Source organism: Bacillus sp. 2175 (assembly GCF_057812155.1).
In genome coordinates, this window is sequence record NZ_CM173819.1 from 1,031,645 (window position 1) to 1,054,093 (window position 22,449).

The following is a 22,449-nucleotide window of genomic DNA, read 5'->3' on the forward strand; positions in this document are numbered from 1 at the left end:
AATATTGTTTTCATTGTAATAGGGAAGAGGAGGAGATTCATTGACTTAAATCAAGACGGGGAAAGTTTAGTAGAGTTTCCATCAAAAAAAATGTATGGTTATATCCAATTTTTTATTAACCTTGTAAAAAGTAAAAACTCAAATATTGAAATCAAGTAAAAGAGTGGCTACGAAGCCACTCTTTTACTTTGGATTTGTCATATAAGGTTGTACATGAATGACACATAGGTCACGAAATTTGCCTTCAGCAGTTGTGACAATTACGACTGCTTTACCTGCACTTTTTCCAGTAATCGTCACGGTGTCACCTTTTGGATATATGGTGATGATATCAGAATTCATATTTGACCAAATAAGCTCTTTATTCGTTGCTTGTATTGGTAAAATGGAAGCTGATAACACAATGTTTTGTCCCGTTTTTATTTTTAATTTATGTTTTTCCATATGAACACCGATGACTGAAATAACAGAAGGAGCAATTGAAATTTTAGGCGGGTTAGGTTGCATGTTTAAACAAGACGCAGAAGTATTTGTGATAGGTGAAAATTTTCGTGTTTGTTGTTGCTGGAAAGCTGCTAACATGTTGGAGTCCCCTTTCTGTATAAGTGCTGATACTCATACTATAAAGGAGTAGTGTTATGTTAAATTTAACGAAACATAAAGAATTTGTTAAATTTGATAAAAAGATTGTCGAACTGTAAAAAATCTCTGCTGTTATGATAACAGCAGAGATTTTTTTATAAATTATGACGATGTTGTTTTTCGAAATCCTCAAATTGCTCTTTAACTTCTTTTGAAGGTTGTGTTAGTAAACTAACAATTACGATGGCTAGTAAACTAATAGCGAAACCTGGAATCATTTCATATAAGAAATCTTTTAAGAATTTGAATTGAGTCCATATAATAACAGTAACGGCACCAGAAATCATACCGGCAAGTGCGCCCCACTTCGTCATACGTTTCCAATATAAGCTTAATAAAATAGCAGGTCCGAATGAAGAACCAAATCCAGCCCAAGCGTATCCAACAAGAGCTAAAATCGTATCATTTTGTTTAAACGCTAATGCGCACCCAACTAATGCAATAACAAGTACAGCCATACGACCGACAAATACAAGTTCTTTATCAGATGCAGAACGTTTGAAGAATGTACGATATAAATCTTCAGTTACAGCACTAGAAGTAACGAGTAGCTGTGATGAAATTGTACTCATAATCGCTGCTAGAATGGCTGCTAATAAAAATCCAGTAATAAGTGGATGGAATAAAATTTTCCCAAGTTCAAGGAAAATTGTCTCTGGATTAGATAATGTCAACTCTTGTTGTGAATAGTAAGCAATACCAATAAGACCAGTAAACATAGCTCCAACAACAGAGAAAATCATCCAGCTCATACCAATTCTTCGTGCACTTTTAAGTTCTTTTACAGAAGAAATTGCCATAAAGCGTACGATAATATGAGGTTGTCCGACATAACCAAGGCCCCATGCGAATAGAGAAATCATTCCTAAAGTAGAGGCACCTTTAAAAATATCTAGACGTGTTGGATCTACAGATCGAATTGTATCAAATGCAGGTCCAAGTCCGTTCGAATTCATAATTGTTACGATAGGAACAAGAATAAGAGCGACTACCATAATGATTCCTTGCACGAAGTCTGTCCAACTTACTGCTAAGAACCCACCAAATAATGTGTAAGCTACAACAACGCCTGCAACAATGAATAATCCAACGTGGTAGTTCATACCAAATGAATTTTCAAATAATACAGCGCCTGAAACTAATCCTGAAGCTACATAGAAAGTAAAGAAAATCATAATAACAAGTCCAGATACTAAACGTAGCATATGAGATTTGTCGTGGAAACGGTGTTCCAAAAATTCTGGAATAGTAATAGAGTTATTTGCAATTTCTGAGTAGGTACGTAAGCGAGGAGCAACATAAAGCCAGTTTGCGTATGCGCCTAGTGTTAGGCCGATCGCAATCCAACTACTACTTAATCCAACGCTAAACATTGCACCTGGTAATCCCATTAAAAGCCAACCACTCATATCGGATGCTCCAGCACTTAATGCCGTTACTGCGGGGCCTAGTGTACGCCCGCCAAGCATATAATCTGTTAAGTTGGACGTTCGTTTATAGGCGAAATAGCCGATTACTAACATCCCGAGCATGTAAATAGAGATTGAAGTTAAAGTTAACATCTGCGTACTCATGAAGTTCCCCTTCCTTTTGTCATGTCTTTTGATGCGTTATGCATATTTATCCCGCATAAACGGGCAGTAAAATTCCCACCTTAAAATTGGCTGGGCAAGGAAGTTAGGTGGGAGAGCAACTGCCCGTAAATGCCCGATTGATTTAACTAATAATCAGTGGGATGAACAAACCCCTACTGATTAAAGTTTCACTTTATAATCTATCATGATTATTCTGAAAAATCCATATAGAAATACGAATTTTCAGAAATGTAAGCGTTTTTTGATGTCATTTTACTTTTTTAATATATAATATTCATACAAAAAACCTTATTTTTAATAGAGTATTTATTATATTTACATAAAAAGAGGTTGTTTTGTCAATATAATATTGAAAGGAAAGAAAAATAAAATTTTTGAAAAAGTATTGACTTGTGAAAAAAGTCAGGTCTATAATGAGTGCAACTTAAAAAAATGCAAGCGTTGATGAAGAAGAGTACACATGATGAACATGTCAGAGAGCTGATGGTTGGTGCGAATCAGTATGGAATTGATGTGGAATGGGCTTCGGAGCTTCCAAACCGAAACGAAAGAAGTAGGCTTTGGCGACATGATCTCATCGATACAAGAGACACGTATTGTTTTTGATACGGTAAAGTGCGTTACATTTGTAACGAATTAAGGTGGCACCACGGGAGTACCCGTCCTTTCTATAGGATGAGTACTCCCTTTTTGTGTATAAAAAATTAAATAAATGAAATCGTTTAAGTAAGAAGAGTACGTATATTGGAGACGTTACAGAGAGCCGGGAATAGGTGGGAGCCCGGTACGGTGCCGTATACGGAATGGGCTTACGAGAGGTATGCTGAACAATTATTTTCAGTAGGCAACCCGGGTTCCGCCGTTACAAGGATAAGGTATAAATTTTGTACCTGAACAAAGCGGGATGCTTTTGCATCCAACACGAGGTGGTACCGCGGTATATTTATCGTCCTCTACATATTTTCGATATGTAGAGGACTTTTTTATTTTTCAGAGCGAGGTGAAGGACATGATGACGAAAGAAGAATTTATAAAACAAAAAAGAGAGAGAAAGACATTTTTAGTAATCACTGAAGAAGAAGGAGATAGCATTACGCCAATTTCTTTATATAGACGTATGAAAGGGAAGAAGAAATTCTTATTAGAAAGTTCACAGCTTCATCAAGATAAAGGGCGTTATTCTTACTTGGGATGTAATCCTTATGGAGAAGTGAAAAGCGTTGGTACGGGAGTGGAACGAACGATTTACGGCCGCGCAGAAAAGTTACAAGGTAACGTACTACAAGTGTTAGAAGAAGTAATTGCACCATCACAAGTAGACAGTCCATTTCCATTTTGCGGAGGAGCAGTTGGTTATATTGGGTATGATGTCATTCGGCAGTATGAAAACATTGGAGCGGATTTACACGACCCATTAAATATTCCAGAAGTACACCTTTTACTATATCGTGAGTTTATCGTTTACGATCATTTACGCCAAAAGTTGTCGTTTGTATATGTATGCAAGCAAGATGATTCAGCAGATTATGAAGAAGTATACGAAAGGCTGCGAGTATACAAAGAGGAAGTGCTACAAGGAGAAGAAGCTGAAGTAAATGCAATACAATCCACATTATCATTTACTTCTTCTATAACGGAAAAAGAGTTTTGTGAGATGGTAGAAATTGCGAAAGAATATATAAGAGCAGGAGACATATTCCAAGTCGTATTATCACAGCGTTTACAAAGTGAATGTATTGGGGATCCATTCGGGTTATACCGAAAACTTCGAATTGCAAATCCATCACCATATATGTTCTATATCGATTTTCAAGATTATGTTGTACTCGGTTCTTCGCCGGAAAGTTTACTATCAGTAAGGGAGGATAAAGTGATGACGAATCCAATTGCTGGTACAAGGCCGAGGGGGAAAACGAAGAGGGAAGATGAGGAAATCGCAAAAGAACTGTTAGGCAATGAGAAAGAGCGAGCAGAGCATATGATGCTTGTAGATCTTGGGCGAAACGATATTGGTAGAGTGAGCGAAATCGGCTCGGTTACGATAGATAAATATATGAAAGTAGAAAAATACTCTCACGTTATGCACATTGTATCTGAAGTTTACGGAACATTGCGAAAACAAATGGGCGGATTTGATGCGTTAGCGTATTGCTTACCAGCAGGGACGGTTTCTGGAGCTCCGAAAATTAGAGCGATGGAAATTATAAATGAACTAGAGAATGAAAAAAGAAATGTATACGCTGGTGCAGTTGGATACGTTAGTTTTTCAGGAAATCTTGATATGGCGCTCGCCATTCGAACGATGGTCGTAAAGGATGAAAAAGCATACGTTCAGGCAGGAGCAGGAGTCGTTTACGATTCAGATCCAGTAGCTGAATATGAAGAAACATTAAATAAAGCGAGAGCGCTTTTGGAGGTAATGAAATGATTGTACTTATTGATAATTACGATTCGTTCACATATAACTTGTATCAACTGTTAGGCGAACATGAAGAAGAAATTGTAGTTGTAAGAAATGATGAAATAACGATAGAACAGTTAGAAGAGATGAATCCAAGAGGAATTGTACTTTCACCAGGACCAGGAAAACCAGAGGATGCTGGCATTTGTATCGACGTCATCCGTCATTTTTATAAGAACGTTCCCATATTAGGGATTTGTCTTGGCCACCAAGCGATCATATCTGCATTTGGAGGAGACATTGTTAGAGCAGAGCGTATTAAACACGGAAAAACATCGCGTGTGAAACATAACGGAACGTCAATCTTTTCATATGTTACACAGCCCCTAACGGCGATGCGCTATCATTCCCTTGTTGCAGAGCAAACGAGCTTGCCAAAGTGCTTTGACATATTAGCGACAGCGATGGACGACGGAGAAATAATGGCAGTCCGTCACAATTATTATCCGCTCTTCGGATTACAGTTTCATCCGGAATCAATCGCAACAGAAGAAGGCGGAAAGTTAATCCGTGCCTTTTTAACAGAAGTAAAAGAGGAGGAAAGAGTATGAACAACTATCTTCGTAAATTAGTGGAGGGTCAACATTTAACAGAAGAGGAAATGTATAAAGCAGGACTACTTTTATTAAGTGAAAACATATTAGAAAGTGAAATTGCAGCTTTCTTAGTCTTACTGAAAGCGAAAGGTGAAACTGCAGAAGAAATATACGGTCTCGTTCGAGCTCTTCGCGAAAAGGCATTGCCGTTTTCGAACCATATACAAGGAGCAATGGACAATTGCGGGACGGGTGGTGGTGATGCTCAAACGTTTAATATTAGCACAACATCAGCATTCGTACTGGCAGGAGCAGGTGTAAAGGTTGCAAAACATGGTAATCGTGCTGTTTCTAGTAAAACAGGAAGTGCAGACTTATTAGAAGAACTAGGTGTAAATATTAGTAGTACGCCAAACGAAATTGATTATTTACTAGAGCATGTAGGTATTGCATTTTTATTTGCACCAGCGATGCATCCAGCACTAAGGCGCATTATGAAAATAAGAAAAGAGTTAAACGTGCCGACGATCTTTAACTTAATTGGCCCTTTAACAAATCCAGTGAATTTAGAAACACAATTTGTCGGTATTTATAAACGAGATATGTTATTACCAGTTGCACAAGTATTACAAAAGTTAGGCCGGAAACAAGCGCTTGTCGTAAATGGAAGTGGTTTTTTAGATGAAGCGTCATTACAAGGGGAAAATCACGTAGTCCTTTTAAAAGATAATGAAATAGTAGAAAAGAGTATTAATCCAGAAAAGTATGGTTTTTCAAGAGTGAAAAATGAAGAAATTAGAGGGGGGAATTCAAAAGAAAATGCAAAGATTACGCTTGAAGTATTGAGCGGAGAAAAGAGTGTTTATCGTGATACAGTTTTATTAAATGCAGGTCTAGCTCTTTTCGCAAATGGAAAAACGGAAACGATTGAAGAAGGAATTAAACTCGCGGCACATAGCATTGACTCTGGAAAAGCATTAGCCAAATTAAACTTATTAATTGTAGCAAGCAACGAAAAATTAGAAAGGGTGAACTAAAGTGGGGACGATTTTAGATAAAATTGTAGAACAGAAGAAAAAGGAAGTTGCGGAGTTATATGAAATATATACACCAGTAAAAACAAAAAGAAAGACACATTCACTTGTAGAAGCGTTACAGCAGTTTACTGTCATTGCAGAAGTAAAGCGAGCATCACCATCAAAAGGAGATATCAATTTACACGTTGACGTACGAAAACAAGTGGGAACATATGAGAAATGTGGTGCAGGAGCAGTATCTGTTTTAACAGATGGTCAATTTTTTAAAGGATCGTTTCACGATTTACAAACAGCAAGAGAAGAAAGTAACATTCCGCTTTTATGTAAAGATTTCATAATCGATAAGATTCAAATCGATAGAGCGTATGAAGCGGGAGCAGATATTATTTTACTAATCGTAGCAGCGTTAACGAAAGAGAAGTTAAAAGAGTTGTATAGCTACGTGTTAGAAAAAGGATTGGAAGCGATTGTTGAAGTTCATAATGAACAGGAATTAGAAACTGCGATTGTATTAAATCCGCACGTTATTGGTATTAATAACCGTAATTTAAAAACGTTCGAAGTAGATTTAAGCCAAACTGAAAAGCTTGGAAAAAGATTGAATGAGGAGAAATTACTTTGGATTAGTGAAAGCGGGATTCATTCAAAAGAGGATATTATTCGTGTTAAAAAAGCAGGAGCAAAAGGTGTATTAATTGGAGAGGCACTTATGACATCATCTTCTATTAGTAACTTTTTTGAAGACTGTAAGGTGAATATATGAAAGTGAAAATTTGCGGCATCACTGATATGGAAACAGCAAAACGTGCTTGCGAATACGGCGCAGATGCACTCGGATTTGTTTTTGCAGAAAGTAAGCGGAAAATCACTCCAAAGAGAGCGGAAGAAATCATTCAGGAGCTTCCAGCCAACGTGTTAAAAATCGGTGTTTTCGTAAATGAATCAGTAGAAGTGATCCAGAAAATTGCAGATGAGTGCGGGTTAACACATGTACAACTACATGGAGATGAAGATAATTATCAAATTAGAAGATTGAATATTCCGTCTATAAAATCACTAGGAGTAACTTCAGAAAGTGATATGAAAAATGCTCAAACATATGAAACGGATTATATATTGTTTGATAGCCCGAAAGAAAAGTTTCACGGAGGAAATGGGAAGACATTTTCATGGGAACTACTTGTGCATATGCCAGAAGAGTTGCGAGAGAAAACGATATTAGCTGGTGGATTAAACGCTCTTAATATAGAAGAAGCGATTCGAACTATTCAGCCATACATGGTCGATGTAAGTAGCGGAGTAGAGACAGAAGGAAAGAAAGATCTAAAGAAAATAAAACAATTTATTAAACAAGCGAAGGAGTGTTCCAAATGAATTACGCATATCCAGATGAAAAAGGTCACTACGGTATATATGGAGGACGATACGTTCCAGAAACGTTAATGCAATCTGTATTAGAACTAGAAGAAGCATATAAAGAAGCGATGCAAGATGAAGCGTTTCAAAAGGAATTAAATCATTATTTAAAAACGTACGTTGGAAGAGAAACACCGCTTTATTTCGCTGAAAATATGACGAAGTATTGCGGTGGTGCAAAGATTTATTTAAAACGTGAAGATTTGAACCATACAGGAGCTCATAAAATTAACAATACAATCGGTCAGGCACTACTTGCAGTACGAATGGGCAAGAAAAAAGTTGTCGCTGAAACAGGGGCTGGACAACACGGAGTGGCAACCGCTACTGTATGTGCCCTACTCGGATTAGAATGTGTCATCTTTATGGGAGAAGAAGATGTGAGACGTCAAAAATTAAATGTGTTCCGAATGGAATTACTCGGAGCGAAAGTAGAAAGTGTAGCGGCAGGTAGCGGCACATTAAAAGATGCGGTAAATGAGGCGCTTCGTTACTGGGTTGCACACGTGCACGATACGCACTACATTATGGGATCTGTTCTCGGACCACATCCATTCCCGCAAATTGTCCGTGATTTCCAAAGTGTAATTGGAAATGAAACGAAAAAACAATATGAGGAGTTAGAAGGAAAGTTACCAGAAGCAGTCGTTGCTTGTATTGGCGGTGGTAGTAATGCGATGGGTATGTTTTATCCATTCGTACACGATGAAGAAGTTGCTCTTTACGGCGTAGAAGCAGCAGGGAAAGGCGTTCATACAGAACAGCACGCAGCTACTTTAACGAAAGGAAGCGTTGGGGTTTTACACGGATCGATGATGTACCTTCTGCAAAATGAAGAAGGACAAATTCAAGAAGCTCATTCTATTTCAGCAGGGCTCGATTACCCGGGTGTTGGGCCAGAACATAGCTTACTAAAAGATATTGGCCGTGTTTCTTATCATTCGATTACAGATGATGAAGCGTTAGAAGCATTTCAATTATTAACGAAAAAAGAAGGGATTATTCCGGCTTTAGAAAGCTCACATGCTGTCGCATACGCTTTAAAATTAGCGCCGCAAATGAAGAAAGACGAAGGACTTGTTATTTGTTTATCAGGCCGCGGGGATAAAGATGTAGAGAGTATAAAACGTTATATGGAAGAGGTGTAAAAAATGGGAGTAGAAAAAATTAAAGCAGCGTTTGAAAATGGTAAGAAAGCATTTATTCCGTACGTAATGGGCGGAGATGGTGGCTTTGAAAAATTAAAAGAAAGAATTCGTTTTTTAGATGAAGCAGGAGCGAGCATCGTTGAAATCGGCATTCCTTTTTCGGATCCAGTCGCAGACGGTCCAACGATTCAAAGAGCAGGGAAACGAGCGCTAGATAGCGGTGTAACAGTAAAAGGTATTTTTCAAGCATTAATAGAGGTAAGGAAAGAAGTGCAAATTCCGTTTGTACTCATGACATATTTAAATCCAGTACTTGCATTCGGAAAAGAACGATTCATCGAAAACTGTATAGAAGCAGGTGTAGACGGCATCATCGTTCCAGACTTACCGTATGAAGAACAAAATATTATTGCGTCGTTACTTCGAGAGGCAAACATTGCGCTCATTCCACTCGTTACCGTAACGAGTCCTATTGAAAGAATTGAAAAAATTACGAGTGAATCAGAAGGGTTCGTTTATGCTGTTACAGTAGCGGGCGTAACGGGAGTACGTCAAAACTTTAAAGAGGAGATTCATAGTTACTTAGAAAAAGTAAAATCACACGTCAACTTACCAGTAGTCGCTGGATTTGGCATCTCAACAAAAGAACATGTAGAAGAAATGGTTACAATATGCGACGGAGTTGTCGTTGGAAGTAAGATCATTGAGCTTTTAGAAAATGAAAAGCAAGAAGAAATATGTGAATTAATATATGCAACAAAACAAAAAGAAGAGGCGTAGTCTCTTCTTTTTGTTTTGCGTAATAAATGTTAAAATATACAGAAAATACATATAATTTAGAGGGTGAGAAGGCATGCTAAGACGTAAACTACTATATCTATTTTTAACTGTACCGCTATACGCTTGGCTCATTAGCATGACGAAAATAGAGTTAATGGCTCTATTTTTAGGGTATGTATTCATCTTTTCCAACTTAAATCGCATTCAAGAACAGTCTATTTTAGAAATATGTCTATTTTCGATTAGTATAGAATTATTTAGTATCGTTTCGATTGTATTATTAAACGAATTATTTCTACGGATTCATTCATTTACATTAATGAAATTTTGGAATATTATATTGCAAGCAATATGTACTTACATTGTGTTTGTTGTGTTGAAAGAAATAGTCGGAAAGCAGACCGTTTTTCAGGATAATAGAAAATGGGAGTGAATGAAAAGGAGCCGTTTGGTTCCTTTTTTGAATCTGTTGTAAAAACAATTGAAAATTATAGTATCTGTTATATAATAGTTAAAAATTGTATTTTAAACGAAATGAGATGATAACATGGCCATATTGTTGGCACTTATCCCAATTATGATGATTTTCATTTGTTTATTTTTATTTAAACAAACGTCATTAAGGTCCTCGTTAATTTCTTATGCTGTGTCTGTTGGAATCGTTTTACTCTCGCCAATGTTTCAATTAGGGATAAGTGAAACTGTGCACGCAACGATTAAAGGATGGTTAATTTGTTTTATTGTCGGGTACGTTTTATTTTTCGGTATTTTTTTATTTCACCTCATGAACAAAATGGGGTACATCGATCAAGTAGCACGTTTTCTAGAAGCAGTTACTCAGGATCGCTTATTACAAATGCTGCTTATGTGTTTTGGCATTTGCCCGCTTATTGAATCAGTAAGTGGATTCGGTATTGGCTTCATGGTTGCAGCACCTATTTTTCTTTCACTAGGATATAAACCATTTCAAGCTGTACTACTCTCATTCATCGGCTTACTAGCTAGTTCATGGGGCGCAATGGCAACTGGTACGATTATCGGTTCGCAGCTAATAAATATGCCTCTTACAACATTTGGCACAAATACAGCGCTATTAAGTATTCCGATGTTTGCTTACTTCGTTATTCTTTCTTTACACGTTGTTGGCGGCTGGCAAGCGGTTATAGAAAAGTGGAAAGAAGGAGTAGGGTTCTTTCTATTATTTTCTCTCGGAATCTATCTTTCTAATGCGTACGTAAGTGTTGAACTAGCCGGGATATTAAGTTCTATCGTTACGATTACCTTTGGCTTTTTTATCATTAAATTAAAAGGAAAAAGTGGGCAAAATCTTATAACAGAACATGCGGCTGCAACGGAGAGAGAAGTATCCATTATAAAAATTATTAGCCCTTATATATTTCTAACAGTTTGTATTTTACTTTCTCGCCTCGTTCCAGCATTACATGATTTGTTCAGATCATATGCGGTTCTTGATTTGAAATCATACTCTTACAAACTAGAGTTACTATATTCACCAGGATTTTGGCTCGGTATGACTTGCTTATTTACTATTATTTTCTTCCGCATCCCGTCTAATATTATTAAACAATCACTCTCACAAACGATTAAACAATGGATTCCATTTGCTATTACGACGACAATGTTTATCGCCATTTCAGAACTAATGGGTGCATCTGGCATGCATTCATTACTCGCAAAGACAGCTGGTGAAACATTTGGAACCTTTTTCGTTTTCGTTGCTCCGTTTATTGGCGCTATTGGTGGATTTTTAACAGGTAGTAACGCAGGATCAAATGCAATGTTTATAAAACTACAAATGCAAACCGCACAAAACGTAGCACTCCCGTGGCAATATGTCACAACACTTCAAAACACCGCATCATCAGTAGCGACAATTGCTTGTCCATCACGGATTACACTAGGTGCTTACTTATGTAATATCCCTTACCGTGAAAATGAACTATTAAAGAAGACGACGTTAATGATCTTTGGTGCGATTTTGCTTGTAGTGGTAGAAGTTATTGTTTGGTATATGTTGAGAAATTAAAAATCCTCCTAACATAGGAGGATTTTTTTTATGAGTGGATAATGATTTAAATATGAATAGCTTCTACTAAATGAATAGGAGATGAAATGTATGCCCCTAAAAAACTACGGTGTGTTAAAAGGTACAGTTATACAATCAAAGATTGGAAAAGGGAAAACACCTCATTATCAAGTTCATTTACAGGGCGAGACAGGAGTAAATTATCGTATTGCAATTAACGTAAAATCGCAAAGCTATCCGTCAGAAGTTTTATATTTTGCGAGTAACAATATTAAGTCAGAGGCGATTCATATTTTACCGACATTACCATTCGATTTTACAGAAATAAAAAACAATGAACCGAAAGTAGCTTTAGATTATGTAAGAGGAAATCTATTTGACTCAAATCAAATGATTCCTTTGCCTCCCGAAAAAGCAGGAGCAGATAATGATTTAAATGAAAAAATAGAACGTTATATAAAACGAGCAATAGAAGAAAAAGCAATTATTTACGCGTTTGGTGAAAGATGGGGACCAGAAGAAAATACACCAGATTCCTATTTTCATTTCAAACCAGGAAACGGTATACATGATATTCATATGAATCAAGGGAATGTAGAAAAATGGCAAGGTGATGATGGCATATGGCAAGATGGAGGAATACTCATTCACTTTGAAAAGGAAGAAGAATGGATCGGTATCTTTCTTGCCTTCCAATCACAGTCATGGTGTACCGATGAAGAGGGGCATGCTCGTGTGCCTGTTGAGCATTGTGATTATAAGGGGAATAATTAATAAGAAGAGGGCGTTCAAAAAGAACGCCCTCTTCTTATTTTATAAAACGAAAAACTAACGAGTGTAGAAAGACAAGAGAACAGCAGTGCCACACTAGAAAACGCAATGAGATACATATTATATTTCATAACCTGTCCAATTAGCTGATTACTGTCGTATTGAAACAGTCCTGCTATTATGTTGAATAAAAATAACACGATAAACATGACGACAACACCGTCTATTGATCCTTTAATGTCTGGTTTACTTAAAGCGATATGCGCGGAAATGCAAATGGCGATAAATAAAAATAACCAAAAGGAAGGATTCAATAAATTGCCGATTGTAAATAAGCTTTTCAATAATACAAACGTCGACAAGAGCATGTTTTGGATCATTTCTACATTAATAGAAGTAGAAGCAATCGTTTTTTCGAGAGTTGTATTAAATAAAAAATATGATTCTGGTACGAAATAGCGCATTAAAAGGATTAACGCAGTAATACCAGAAATAATAGGCCCAATGCCGATGAAGAAATTCCCAATCCGTTGATACACACTTTTTTGATTGTATTGATGTTGTACGTAACCTAAAGCCCCTTGACTTGTATCTGTCGGGAAGAACTGCGTTGCTACAATCTTATGACGGAACAGCACGCACATAATGGCATGTCCAAGTTCGTGAATAGGAACACCAATCCAAGCCGTTAATAGGAATCCTTTTCGTCCAAAAGCTCTCGACCAATACATCCGTGTGAGAGATTCTAAATAGCCTAATAGAAATCCAATTACAATGATAACGCCAATTAAAGATAATAATTGGATTACGCTTGTAAGGAGTATTTGAAAAATTGAGTTTACCAATTCCATTGCCAGTCATCCAATCTGTTAAAAATATTATTTATTCTGTTTCATAATAGCATTTTTTTTCAAGATTACTAGCACATATATTTTCTTTCGGAAGAAGGATTTCAGAATCTTTTTCTTGTAGTCATGTTTTATGTACAAATTCATATATTGAATTTGTAACACCCTATACGGTATATCCTTAAGGAGGGATAAGAGAATGAAATGTCCGTCATGTCATACAGAAAATGCAGCGGAGGCAAAATTTTGCGGGAATTGTGGACATTCGTTAACGGAAGAAGTAGTGGCAAGTAGTGGCCAAGAAGAAGGGCCGGAACAAGCACGTGCGGCACAAGCAAAGGAAGCTCGGCAAAATGAAACGGTAGAGCAAGCGAAGCGGTTTGCGAGCGGCTATTTTCAATTTTTTAAACATGCATTACAAGCACCGACAGCGATTATGCAAAGCGGCGCTATTGAAGTACGAAATGGAATTGTAAGTCTTGTTCTTATTTGTTTTTTAGGAGCATGTATTTTTTATAGAATGATGAGTGCAGCATCAGCAGTTACGAGAACATTTGCACCAGATATATCTACTCCCACGTTTTTTGTAGAATCTATAACGGTCTTTTTCTTTTTATTAATTTTAACTTTATTTGTCGGATTTATTATTTTTGTAAGTGGTAAGATGATGAAATCATCTTTTTCGTTTCTTGAAGTATTCGGTATATGGGGAACGATAGCGACGCCGGCTATTGTCATATTAGTCCTTTCTTTTCTTTTTAGTTTCTTATTAATCTTTTTCTTACCGATATTATTATCCGTAGCTGCAACTTATATAGGGATTAGTATAACTGTAGCCGTATTAAAGCTAGACAATGGCGGATTAGATCTCGTTTACACACTTATTATTGCAAATGTTTTAATTGGAATTGCAACATTCATTGTACTTTGGTCTTACATTAGCACGATAATTCAAGCCTTAACACAGGGAATAACTGGCTTCTAATGAAAAGGTGGTTGACTGGATGAATGTATGTACAAAGTGCGGAGTTCAGTTTGAAGATGGTGTGCAGTTTTGTCAAAACTGCGGGACGAAGAGGGGACGTTCTGTAGTAAAGAAGAACATGAGCGGTGGTGTAAAAGTTGGCATTACACTGTTAGCGCTATTTGTTATAGCGATTATTGGATTGTATTTGTACGGATTGTCGTATTATACGCAGGTGGCACAAGTAGACCGGATGATTACGATTTTACAAGAGAGGGACGGAGAGAAATTAGCTGAGATCGTTACGGCAGATGATCCATCGGTTATGATAACGAGAGAGAGCGTAACGCCTCTATTTTCATATATAAAAGAAAATCCATCTTACGTGAATGAATTAAAAGAATATTTGAGACAAGGTGAAAAACAACGGGACGGAATAGAAAGAGCTGATTTTTCATTAACGAAAGACGGAAAGTATTTCTTTATATTTGATCGATATAAATTGAAAGCGAAGACGTACTATGCAACTTTGCTTTCAAATGAAAAAGACGTATCGTTAAAAATGAACGGAAAAGAAATTGATAAGACAGATGACAAAAAGTTTGAGAAGCAATATGGGCCATTTCTTCCGGGAAATCAAGTGTTTCAATCAGAATATAAAAATGACTACGTAAAACTATCACGTGAGGAAAAGGTTGTACTTATGAAACAAAGCCAAAATAACGTAACGATAGATTTAACGTTGCAAGGTCAATATATTACAGTTCAAACGAACGCGCCTGGTGCAACATTGTACGTAAATCAAAAACCAGTTACAGCGCTCGCAGGAGAAGAAATTACATGGGGGCCTGTAGCGACTGATGGAAGCGCGAAAATTTATTTAGAACGAAATGGAGAAAATGGACGGGAAACGACAAAAGTAGAGACGGTAACGGCACTTTCGTCTTATAATCTTCCATTCCAAACGAAAAGTGCAGAAAAAACAGTTGTTTATAATGTTACTCCAACGCCCGCAACTGGGTATGTATATAATGGTTTCATCTTTCCTGATAGTGATATTCGAAAATTAACGAGCACAGATTTAACATATTTATCGAAAGAACAGTTGAAAATTGCTAGAAATGAAATATATGCAAGGCATGGACATATTTTTCAAACGAAAGATATGCAAGCGTATTTTGCAAAACAGTCTTGGTATAGAGAAAATCCTTATTTTACAGGAAAGTTAACAGATATCGAAACTTATAATATTGAACTAATTAAATCAAGAGAATAGAGCGCGGGAAAAAGGTACAGTGTATATTACTGTACCTTTTCTATCGTTATTTGGCTGGACGAGGTTCCCTAGAGAAAAAGATATGAAAGAGAAATGTGACTTTACTTGCCCCTCCTGATGTACTGGCTTGCACATCAGATAAAGAACTAGACGTTAAAGCAGCTTCAGAATGAGGAGGGACGATTATTTTAAGAGCATCATCTGATTCTGAGGATGCAGTAACTGTTATTGTATCGTCAGAAAAATTTAAAATTTTAACAGTACCGACTGGAAAGATGGCCTTGCGAGCATGTGATGAAGAAGCGAAGCGGGTAGCTTTCCAGATAGTTTGTGAGAAAGTGTCATTGTCAGATAACCAAGCACGAGCACTGTATAAAGTTACACTAACCGTAAACTCCTGTTCAAGCGGGAGGGCGGGTTTCGGTTCTATCGGTTCCTCTGGAAGCTGGACGAGAAGGCCGGCGCACATGTATGTTTCACCTACTTTCAACTGGTTACTGTTATAGGATATTAAACATGTTGTTTATAAGACACGACAGTTACCTATTCAGGCATAAGTTTGTGCACAAAATTTGAAGATGAAATTCTCTTTCTTTACAATGGAAGTAGGTGTTATTTCTATAAAATATGGAAAACGTAAAGAGTATGTAAAAAAGAAGGAGTGGTAAAGTGAACTATGTCATTATTGGCGGAGATGCAGCTGGTATGAGTGCAGCGATGCAAATTGTTAGAAACGATGAAGATGCAAATGTTGTAACTTTAGAAAAAGGTGAAATTTATTCGTACGCGCAGTGTGGGTTACCGTATGTCATTAGTGGTGCTATCGCTTCAACGGAAAAGTTAATCGCGCGTAATGTAAAGACGTTTCGTGATAAATACGGAATTGATGCGAAAGTACGACATGAAGTAACGAAAGTAGATACGGAGAAGAAAATTGTGTACGCAGAGCATACGAAGACGAAAGATGTCTTTGAATTTCCATACGATCGTTTATTAATTGCGACTGGCGTGCGTCCTGTTATGCCAGAATGGGAAGGACGGGAATTACAAGGTGTTCATCTTTTAAAAACAATTCCGGATGCTGAGCGCATATTAAAAACGCTAGAAACGAATAAAGTTGAAGATGTAACCATTATTGGCGGCGGTGCAATTGGACTTGAGATGGCAGAAACTTTCGTCGAACTTGGTAAGAAAGTAAGAATGATTGAGAGAAATGATCATATCGGTACAATTTATGATGCAGATATGGCGGAATATATACATAAAGAAGCAGATAAGCATCATATTGAAATTTTAACGAATGAAAATGTAAAAGCATTCAAAGGGAATGAACGAGTAGAAGCAATTGAAACGGATAAAGGTACGTATAAAGCAGATCTTGTTTTAATGTCGGTTGGAGTGAAGCCAAATACTGATTTTCTTGAAGGGACAAATATACGTAAGAATCATAAAGGAGCAATCGAAGTAAATGCATACATGCAAACGAATGTGCAAGACGTATATGCAGCCGGTGATTGCGCAACACATTACCACGTTATAAAGGAAATTCATGATCATATCCCGCTCGGAACGACTGCCAATAAACAAGGGCGACTTGCTGGACTGAATATGCTGGATAAACGAAGAGCATTTAAAGGTACGTTAGGTACAGGCATTATTAAATTTATGGATTTGACACTCGCAAGAACAGGATTAAATGAAAAAGAAGCGAAAGGGCTACACATCCCGTATAAAACAGTCAAAGTAGATTCTACAAATATGGCGGGCTATTATCCAAATGCAAAACCACTTTACTTAAAATTACTATATCGCTCCGATACGAAACAATTATTGGGCGGGCAAGTAATTGGAGAAGAAGGGGTAGATAAACGGATTGATGTGATCGCAATGGCGCTTTTCAATAAAATGAGTATTCACGATTTAGAAGATGTCGACTTAAGTTATGCACCACCATATAACAGCGTGTGGGATCCAATTCAGCAAGCGGCAAGGAGAGCAGAATAGCACTTTTTAAAGTGCTATTTTTTTGTTAAAGGGGAATTATCATTTTTGTCGAATGAAGAGGATCGGGAAATAGTTACATATGAGGAAGGGGAGTTTTTTTATGATTGTAGCACTTCAAAAGGTTCAAGAATCAGAAAAAGAAATATTACGTAATTTGTACGCTTTATATCTTCATGACCTTTCTAAGTTCACTATGAATATAACTATCGGAGCGAACGGATTTTTTGAATACGAAGATTTGCATATGTTTTGGAAAAATGACGGAATCACGCCGTATTTTATAAAAGTTGATCATAGTATTGTAGGATTCTTATTACTACTGGAACGTCCGTTTTTGAAGAAGGAAAATGATTTTGGTATTAATGATATTTTCATATTGAATCAATATAAAGGAAAAGGAATCGGTAAACAAGTAGTTGAGAATTTACTAGAAGAGAAAAGAGGACAATATTTCGTTATCGAACTTCTAAAAAATGTACCAGCAGTGTCGTTTTGGAAGAAAGTATATAAAGAATTAAACATTGAATTTGATGAGAGAGCGCAGCTAATTGATGATGAAGAATGTCTTGTTCAAACGTTTAAAATTTAATGAAATTGGTGTTCCTTTTATATTACTTTGAAATTTAACTTTATCCTGCTATTTGCGGGCAGTAAGACCCCACTGATTAAAGTTTCACTTTATTTTGAATATACCGTTTCCCCTTGAAAACATATTACGTATCGCTTATATTTTCATATAGTATTTATTTTTTAAACGAAGCAATGAACGAACCAGGGGGCGCAGTATGGCAATTAACATGAAAACAATCGAAGAATGGATTGCTGAATCAAATGCAAGACATGAAGAAGACTTTGGACACGTTGTGGAAGAAATGAAAGAAGTATGTGTCGGACTTGATAACGCGACATTAATTTATACGAAAAATGTATTTTGTTTCGGTAAAAAAGTAGAAGTCTTTTTCTTCTTCCAAGACCATGTCGTGATTGGACAAGAAAAAGACGAATATGTTGAGATTGAAAAATTAAAGTATGATGACATTACAAATAGTAACTTAAAAACAAATGACAAAAATACTACGTTAGAATTAAAGTTTGCTAACGGACAATCTATCAATTTAGATAGTTTAAATGATAACTACGGTACGAAAAATTGGTTATTTGCTAGACAAATTAAGAGTATTTTTAAGTTAATCTAGTAAAAAGAGCAGACCTCAATAAAATGTACCCTATAGAATAGACACTTGAAAAAAGTCTATTCTATAGGGTATTTCTTGTATAATAAAAGGAAAATTGGGATCGGAGAATGTTGAAAATGACAAAAAAACTATTTACAGAAAGAGAAATTCAAATTCTATCAAATAACCTATACGTAAAATCTGTAAGTCAGAAAGGTATCACTTATACAGAGGAATTTAAGCATATTTTTATTGAGGAAAATGAAAAAGGAAAGCTACCTCGAAATATTTTTGAAGAATGTGGTTTTGATATAGATATGATTGGAATGAAACGAGTTATGTCATCGGGAAGTAGATGGCGTGCTGCTTATAGAAAAAATGGTGTATTGGGTTTAAGGGATACACGTATCGAAAACGCTGGAAGAACTCTTGAGAGAGAGCTTACGTTAGAAGAAAAGTATGCCCGTTTAGAAGCCGAACGAAACTTACTAAAGGCGGAAAACGAATTGCTAAAAAAAATCAAACTTATGGAAGGGAGGATGAGAAGGAAATAACACTACCACCTAGTCAGAAATTCATCTTGATTCGTTCTGTCATCATGAAATACAACTTAAGGAATATGGTCAGTCATTTGTGTAAAGTAGCTGGTGTATCCCGTTCGGGATACTATAATTACTTTTCAGTTTCATCTCAAGAACAACGGAAACAAAAGAGTGATCGAGATGAAATCTTGAAGGAAACCATATTAAAAGCACTTCGATTTAGAAATAGAAACAAAGGGGCTCGTCAGATAAAGATGACATTGGCGGGTCAGTTTCAAGTTGTCTACAATTTAAAGCGTATCCGTAGAATTATGAAGAAATACGAGATTATCTGTCCGGTTCGCAAAGCGAATCCTTATAAAAGAATGCTTAAAGCTACAAAAGAACATCGAATAGTACCAAATCAATTAAATCGGGAATTTAAACAAAATACCCCAGGGAAAACACTTCTTACAGATATCACCTATTTAGTTTACGGTAAGAATCAAAGGGCCTATTTATCTACAATTTTAGACGGCTCAACTAATGAAATTTTAGCTTACCATGTTTCAGAACAGATGACATTAGAGCTCGTAACGACAACTCTCCATAAACTAAAAAGGAATCCGCGGATTCGATTGACTGAAGGTGCTTATATTCATTCAGATCAAGGATCCCACTACACAAGCCCTACCTATCAAAAGCTAGTTAAAAAGCTAAACCTAGGACAATCCATGTCAAGAAGAGGAAACTGTTGGGATAACGCCCCACAAGAATCATTTTTTGGTCATCTGAAAGATGAAGCTCATATAAAACCTTGCGTGTCCTTTAATGAATTGAAACAAGAGATTAAGAAATATATGACGTATTATAATCATTATAGATATCAATGGAATTTAAAAAAGATGACTCCTGTTGGATACAGAAACCATCTTCTTGATGTTGCCTAACTTTTTTCAAAATGTCCTTTACAAAGGGTACAGATTACAAAGGGTCTGCTTTTTTATTTGTTTCCTATTACACAAAGGCATCCTCTTTCTTCATAACATTTCACATTTGTAAATCCTGTCTTATAAAATAGGTTTATTAATTCTTCATTCGTTTTCCATTTCTCCATATGATATTGAATTTTAAAAGTTTCAGCGACCAATAAAAAGGATCCGTTTGGTTGTAGGACGCGAAATAGTTCTTTTATATCTTGTTCCACATCAGGCCAAAAGTAGTGTGTTTGAAAAGCGGTTATGAGATCGAAGAAGTTTGTATGATAGGGAATAGAAGAAACGCTTGCTTGTTGAACAAGGACTTTTTGTTTTTGAACATCCTTTATATTCGTCTGTATAGAATTTTTTACAGCTTGATCGGAGTAATCAATCCCATATATTTTCCCAAGTGGAGTTCGTTTTGAAAGAGTGTGTATCGTTTTACCGCCGCCACAACCGATATCCAATATGATTGCATCTTTCTTTATATGTACTTTTTGTAATGCCCAATTGGTTAGTCTCGTATGTGCACTGTTCATAATACAAAGCATGGAAGAACCAATTGTCCCGCGAGGCTTTTTTGCTTGCTGGATTAATCGTTGTAAAATACTCAAGTTAAATTCTCCTTTTATGTAAGAATATATACTCATTTCGCTTTTTATAAATTAAATCCTTTAAAAAAAGCACGCCGATAGACGGCGTACTTCTAACAATGCAAAGCCCCTTTTAACCAATTCCGCGCCCGATATGCCCCGACTGGAACTTGAATAAGAGATGTTTCATTCCCAGCATCAATACCGTACAATTGATCACATGAATTTGTATCAAAACTTAGTAACGGATGCCCGCCCATCCCCATAGCAGTTGCAGCAAAAACGAGTTTATGAACGAGGATACCAGCTTCCATTTGGTGAATGCGGTATCCTCTATAGCCTAATGCACGTGTATAGTAATCTTTCTGTCCGACTACATGTAAGCAAAGTGGTACTTGAAAAAGGTTTACGTTATCCATCGTCATACTAGACTGAAGTGGGTAGCGAAGGTCTCCATATCGAATTGGTTGTATGGAATGTGTTTTACTGTTATAAGCGTAAGCTCCGTTTTCAATATTTTTCACGCTATAAAAACATCCGTATAAGGAGACGCGTGTATTTTCATTTGTATACTTACCGTCAAGGTCGTTGTAATAGGGGAAGGAAAGGCTCGCTTCTTGTAGTAAAGTAGCGAGCTCAGCTTCATCCCATTTCGTTAAAATAAAATCCGCATCAGGAGAATATCGTTTTTTACAAAGTTGTAGGAAATCATACGATAACCGTTCTACTTTTGGTAGCTGTACAGCGTACGGATTATGTTGATAGTGCTCTTCATGATGTAGTGTTTGGAAGTGTGCTGTTGATTCGATCATAGAAGCTTCATTTATTTTTGTTATCATCGGATATTCACCTACATGTTTTGAGCGAATGAAATGTTCATGTGCGAGCGGCGGAATTTGTTGCAACAACTCATGAGAAGTAACTGTTTTATTTTCACGGTAATCATTGTGAAACCAATTAGTTTCTGGCTCTGTACTTAAAGGAATAACGGCATACACACTTTCTTCACCTTCTGACAATCCGAGTAAATGGTTCAGTGCACGGTCTAGAAATTGAAAGTATACGCCGTTTGTATAACCGAATTGCTTTGCACATTCTAGCAATTGTCCAATGAGGACCCCGCTATCTAATCCTTGAAGACGATATGAAAAATTATTGTATTTAAAGAAATTTTTCCAAAACATAGTGGATACGAATGCAGCACCGAAACAATCATCTATATTACAGCGATTACCGAGTGTGTCTGCCAAATAAGAATCGAAATTTCCTTCGCGAAGTAAAATAAGTCGGTGATGTGCGGCGTCATAATGGTAAATGCCGTCTGGGTAATCGTCAATCTTTAAATAGATATACAATTCATTCGGATATAAAGCACCACCCGAAGGAATAGATCTTCGTAATACATTTCTCTCGCTATTTAGCTGACATAATTGTGTTACACCAAATGAATACCAAAGGTAGTGACCAATCTCATCTAAAGTAGGTGTAGTAGAAGAGTTCGGTAAAGATAATGGGATTTCTAAGGAGAGCGGGATGGTAGGTAAATTTCGATATAATTTATAAGGAAGCGGTGCGTCTTTCCAGTCCACCTCATGATTCGGCATAATTTCATCGATAGAGAAATGGAGATGATGTAAAAAAGTATCTAGCTGCAT

At 36.6% G+C, this 22,449-nt stretch carries 22 protein-coding genes and 2 other annotated features; of the genes, 16 read left to right on the forward strand and 6 right to left on the reverse strand.

The window, feature by feature from the left end; genetic code table 11:
- Positions 1-183: 183 nt before the first annotated feature.
- Positions 184-582: an Ig-like domain-containing protein gene (locus tag ACXKY9_RS05625; RefSeq protein WP_000878734.1), complete on the reverse strand. Its 399-nt coding sequence runs from the start codon at positions 580-582 to the stop codon at positions 184-186.
- A 155-nt stretch (positions 583-737) separates the two neighbouring features.
- Positions 738-2,216: a sodium/proline symporter PutP gene (gene putP, locus ACXKY9_RS05630; RefSeq protein WP_000107212.1), complete on the reverse strand. Its 1,479-nt coding sequence runs from the start codon at positions 2,214-2,216 to the stop codon at positions 738-740.
- Positions 2,217-2,669: 453 nt separating this feature from the next.
- Positions 2,670-2,907, forward strand: a binding site (T-box leader).
- 42 nt (positions 2,908-2,949) lie between these two features.
- Positions 2,950-3,194, forward strand: a binding site (T-box leader).
- Between the two features lie 52 nt (positions 3,195-3,246).
- Between putP and trpE the strand changes: the two genes are divergently transcribed.
- The 10 genes from trpE to ACXKY9_RS05680 all read left to right on the forward strand — a co-directional run bounded on the left by trpE (position 3,247) and on the right by ACXKY9_RS05680 (position 12,436).
- Complete coding sequence (gene trpE, locus ACXKY9_RS05635; protein WP_002100838.1) at positions 3,247-4,665, forward strand: anthranilate synthase component I; 1,419 nt, start codon at positions 3,247-3,249, stop codon at positions 4,663-4,665.
- Complete coding sequence (locus ACXKY9_RS05640; protein WP_000636321.1) at positions 4,662-5,249, forward strand: aminodeoxychorismate/anthranilate synthase component II; 588 nt, start codon at positions 4,662-4,664, stop codon at positions 5,247-5,249. The genes trpE and ACXKY9_RS05640 overlap by 4 nt, the downstream gene beginning before the upstream one ends.
- On the forward strand, positions 5,246-6,271 hold the full coding sequence (gene trpD / locus ACXKY9_RS05645; protein ID WP_001067372.1) for an anthranilate phosphoribosyltransferase: 1,026 nt from the start codon (positions 5,246-5,248) through the stop codon (positions 6,269-6,271). The genes ACXKY9_RS05640 and trpD overlap by 4 nt, the downstream gene beginning before the upstream one ends.
- Position 6,272: 1 nt before the next feature.
- Positions 6,273-7,034 (forward strand): indole-3-glycerol phosphate synthase TrpC, encoded by a 762-nt coding sequence (trpC, locus tag ACXKY9_RS05650; protein WP_000536700.1) that lies wholly within the window; start codon positions 6,273-6,275, stop codon positions 7,032-7,034.
- Positions 7,031-7,645, forward strand: coding sequence for a phosphoribosylanthranilate isomerase (locus tag ACXKY9_RS05655; protein WP_000865122.1), 615 nt, complete (start codon positions 7,031-7,033; stop codon positions 7,643-7,645). Before trpC ends, ACXKY9_RS05655 begins: the two co-directional genes overlap by 4 nt.
- Positions 7,642-8,835 (forward strand): tryptophan synthase subunit beta, encoded by a 1,194-nt coding sequence (gene trpB, locus ACXKY9_RS05660; RefSeq protein WP_001105021.1) that lies wholly within the window; start codon positions 7,642-7,644, stop codon positions 8,833-8,835. The genes ACXKY9_RS05655 and trpB overlap by 4 nt, the downstream gene beginning before the upstream one ends.
- Before the next feature lie 3 nt (positions 8,836-8,838).
- On the forward strand, positions 8,839-9,615 hold the full coding sequence (gene trpA / locus ACXKY9_RS05665) for a tryptophan synthase subunit alpha (RefSeq protein WP_000537815.1): 777 nt from the start codon (positions 8,839-8,841) through the stop codon (positions 9,613-9,615).
- Between the two features lie 73 nt (positions 9,616-9,688).
- The gene (locus ACXKY9_RS05670; protein WP_000946131.1) at positions 9,689-10,048 is read left to right on the forward strand and encodes a DUF4029 domain-containing protein; all 360 of its coding nucleotides are present in this window, start codon (positions 9,689-9,691) and stop codon (positions 10,046-10,048) included.
- A gap of 114 nt (positions 10,049-10,162) precedes the next feature.
- Positions 10,163-11,662, forward strand: a complete 1,500-nt coding sequence (locus ACXKY9_RS05675) for an L-lactate permease (protein ID WP_000996238.1) — start codon at positions 10,163-10,165, stop codon at positions 11,660-11,662.
- Between the two features lie 90 nt (positions 11,663-11,752).
- Entirely contained in the window at positions 11,753-12,436 is a 684-nt protein-coding gene (locus ACXKY9_RS05680) for a DUF2278 family protein (RefSeq protein ID WP_001128612.1), read from the forward strand.
- 14 nt (positions 12,437-12,450) lie between these two features.
- Here ACXKY9_RS05680 and ACXKY9_RS05685 read toward each other — a convergent pair whose 3' ends face one another.
- A complete protein-coding gene (locus ACXKY9_RS05685; protein ID WP_000424532.1) occupies positions 12,451-13,284 on the reverse strand; it encodes a hypothetical protein in 834 nt (277 codons plus the stop codon).
- 196 nt (positions 13,285-13,480) lie between these two features.
- On the opposite strand from ACXKY9_RS05685, the gene ACXKY9_RS05690 reads away from it, so the two are divergent.
- Positions 13,481-14,266 carry a zinc ribbon domain-containing protein gene (locus tag ACXKY9_RS05690; RefSeq protein ID WP_000650090.1) on the forward strand — a complete coding sequence of 262 codons (786 nt, stop codon included), beginning with the start codon at positions 13,481-13,483 and terminating at the stop codon, positions 14,264-14,266.
- Positions 14,267-14,285: 19 nt separating this feature from the next.
- Complete coding sequence (locus tag ACXKY9_RS05695) at positions 14,286-15,521, forward strand: TcaA 3rd/4th domain-containing protein (RefSeq protein ID WP_001099939.1); 1,236 nt, start codon at positions 14,286-14,288, stop codon at positions 15,519-15,521.
- A gap of 46 nt (positions 15,522-15,567) precedes the next feature.
- Here the strand turns inward: ACXKY9_RS05695 and ACXKY9_RS05700 are convergent, their stop codons facing one another.
- The gene (locus ACXKY9_RS05700; RefSeq protein WP_000332423.1) at positions 15,568-15,990 is read right to left on the reverse strand and encodes a hypothetical protein; all 423 of its coding nucleotides are present in this window, start codon (positions 15,988-15,990) and stop codon (positions 15,568-15,570) included.
- Positions 15,991-16,190: 200 nt separating this feature from the next.
- On the opposite strand from ACXKY9_RS05700, the gene ACXKY9_RS05705 reads away from it, so the two are divergent.
- From ACXKY9_RS05705 to ACXKY9_RS05720, 4 genes are all read left to right on the forward strand, one after another.
- Positions 16,191-17,525 carry a CoA-disulfide reductase gene (locus tag ACXKY9_RS05705; protein ID WP_001110195.1) on the forward strand — a complete coding sequence of 445 codons (1,335 nt, stop codon included), beginning with the start codon at positions 16,191-16,193 and terminating at the stop codon, positions 17,523-17,525.
- Between the two features lie 100 nt (positions 17,526-17,625).
- The gene (locus tag ACXKY9_RS05710) at positions 17,626-18,114 is read left to right on the forward strand and encodes a GNAT family N-acetyltransferase (RefSeq protein ID WP_000634325.1); all 489 of its coding nucleotides are present in this window, start codon (positions 17,626-17,628) and stop codon (positions 18,112-18,114) included.
- Between the two features lie 196 nt (positions 18,115-18,310).
- On the forward strand, positions 18,311-18,721 hold the full coding sequence (locus ACXKY9_RS05715; protein ID WP_000996783.1) for a DUF3908 family protein: 411 nt from the start codon (positions 18,311-18,313) through the stop codon (positions 18,719-18,721).
- 107 nt (positions 18,722-18,828) lie between these two features.
- A protein-coding gene (locus ACXKY9_RS05720; protein ID WP_087942833.1) for an IS3 family transposase occupies positions 18,829-20,171 on the forward strand; the annotation gives its coding sequence in 2 pieces (ribosomal slippage) (positions 18,829-19,210 and positions 19,210-20,171; 1,344 coding nt in all).
- A gap of 53 nt (positions 20,172-20,224) precedes the next feature.
- Here the strand turns inward: ACXKY9_RS05720 and ACXKY9_RS05725 are convergent.
- On the reverse strand, positions 20,225-20,815 hold the full coding sequence (locus ACXKY9_RS05725) for a class I SAM-dependent methyltransferase (protein WP_000025734.1): 591 nt from the start codon (positions 20,813-20,815) through the stop codon (positions 20,225-20,227).
- A gap of 92 nt (positions 20,816-20,907) precedes the next feature.
- Complete coding sequence (locus ACXKY9_RS05730) at positions 20,908-22,449, reverse strand: SagB family peptide dehydrogenase (RefSeq protein WP_001175533.1); 1,542 nt, start codon at positions 22,447-22,449, stop codon at positions 20,908-20,910.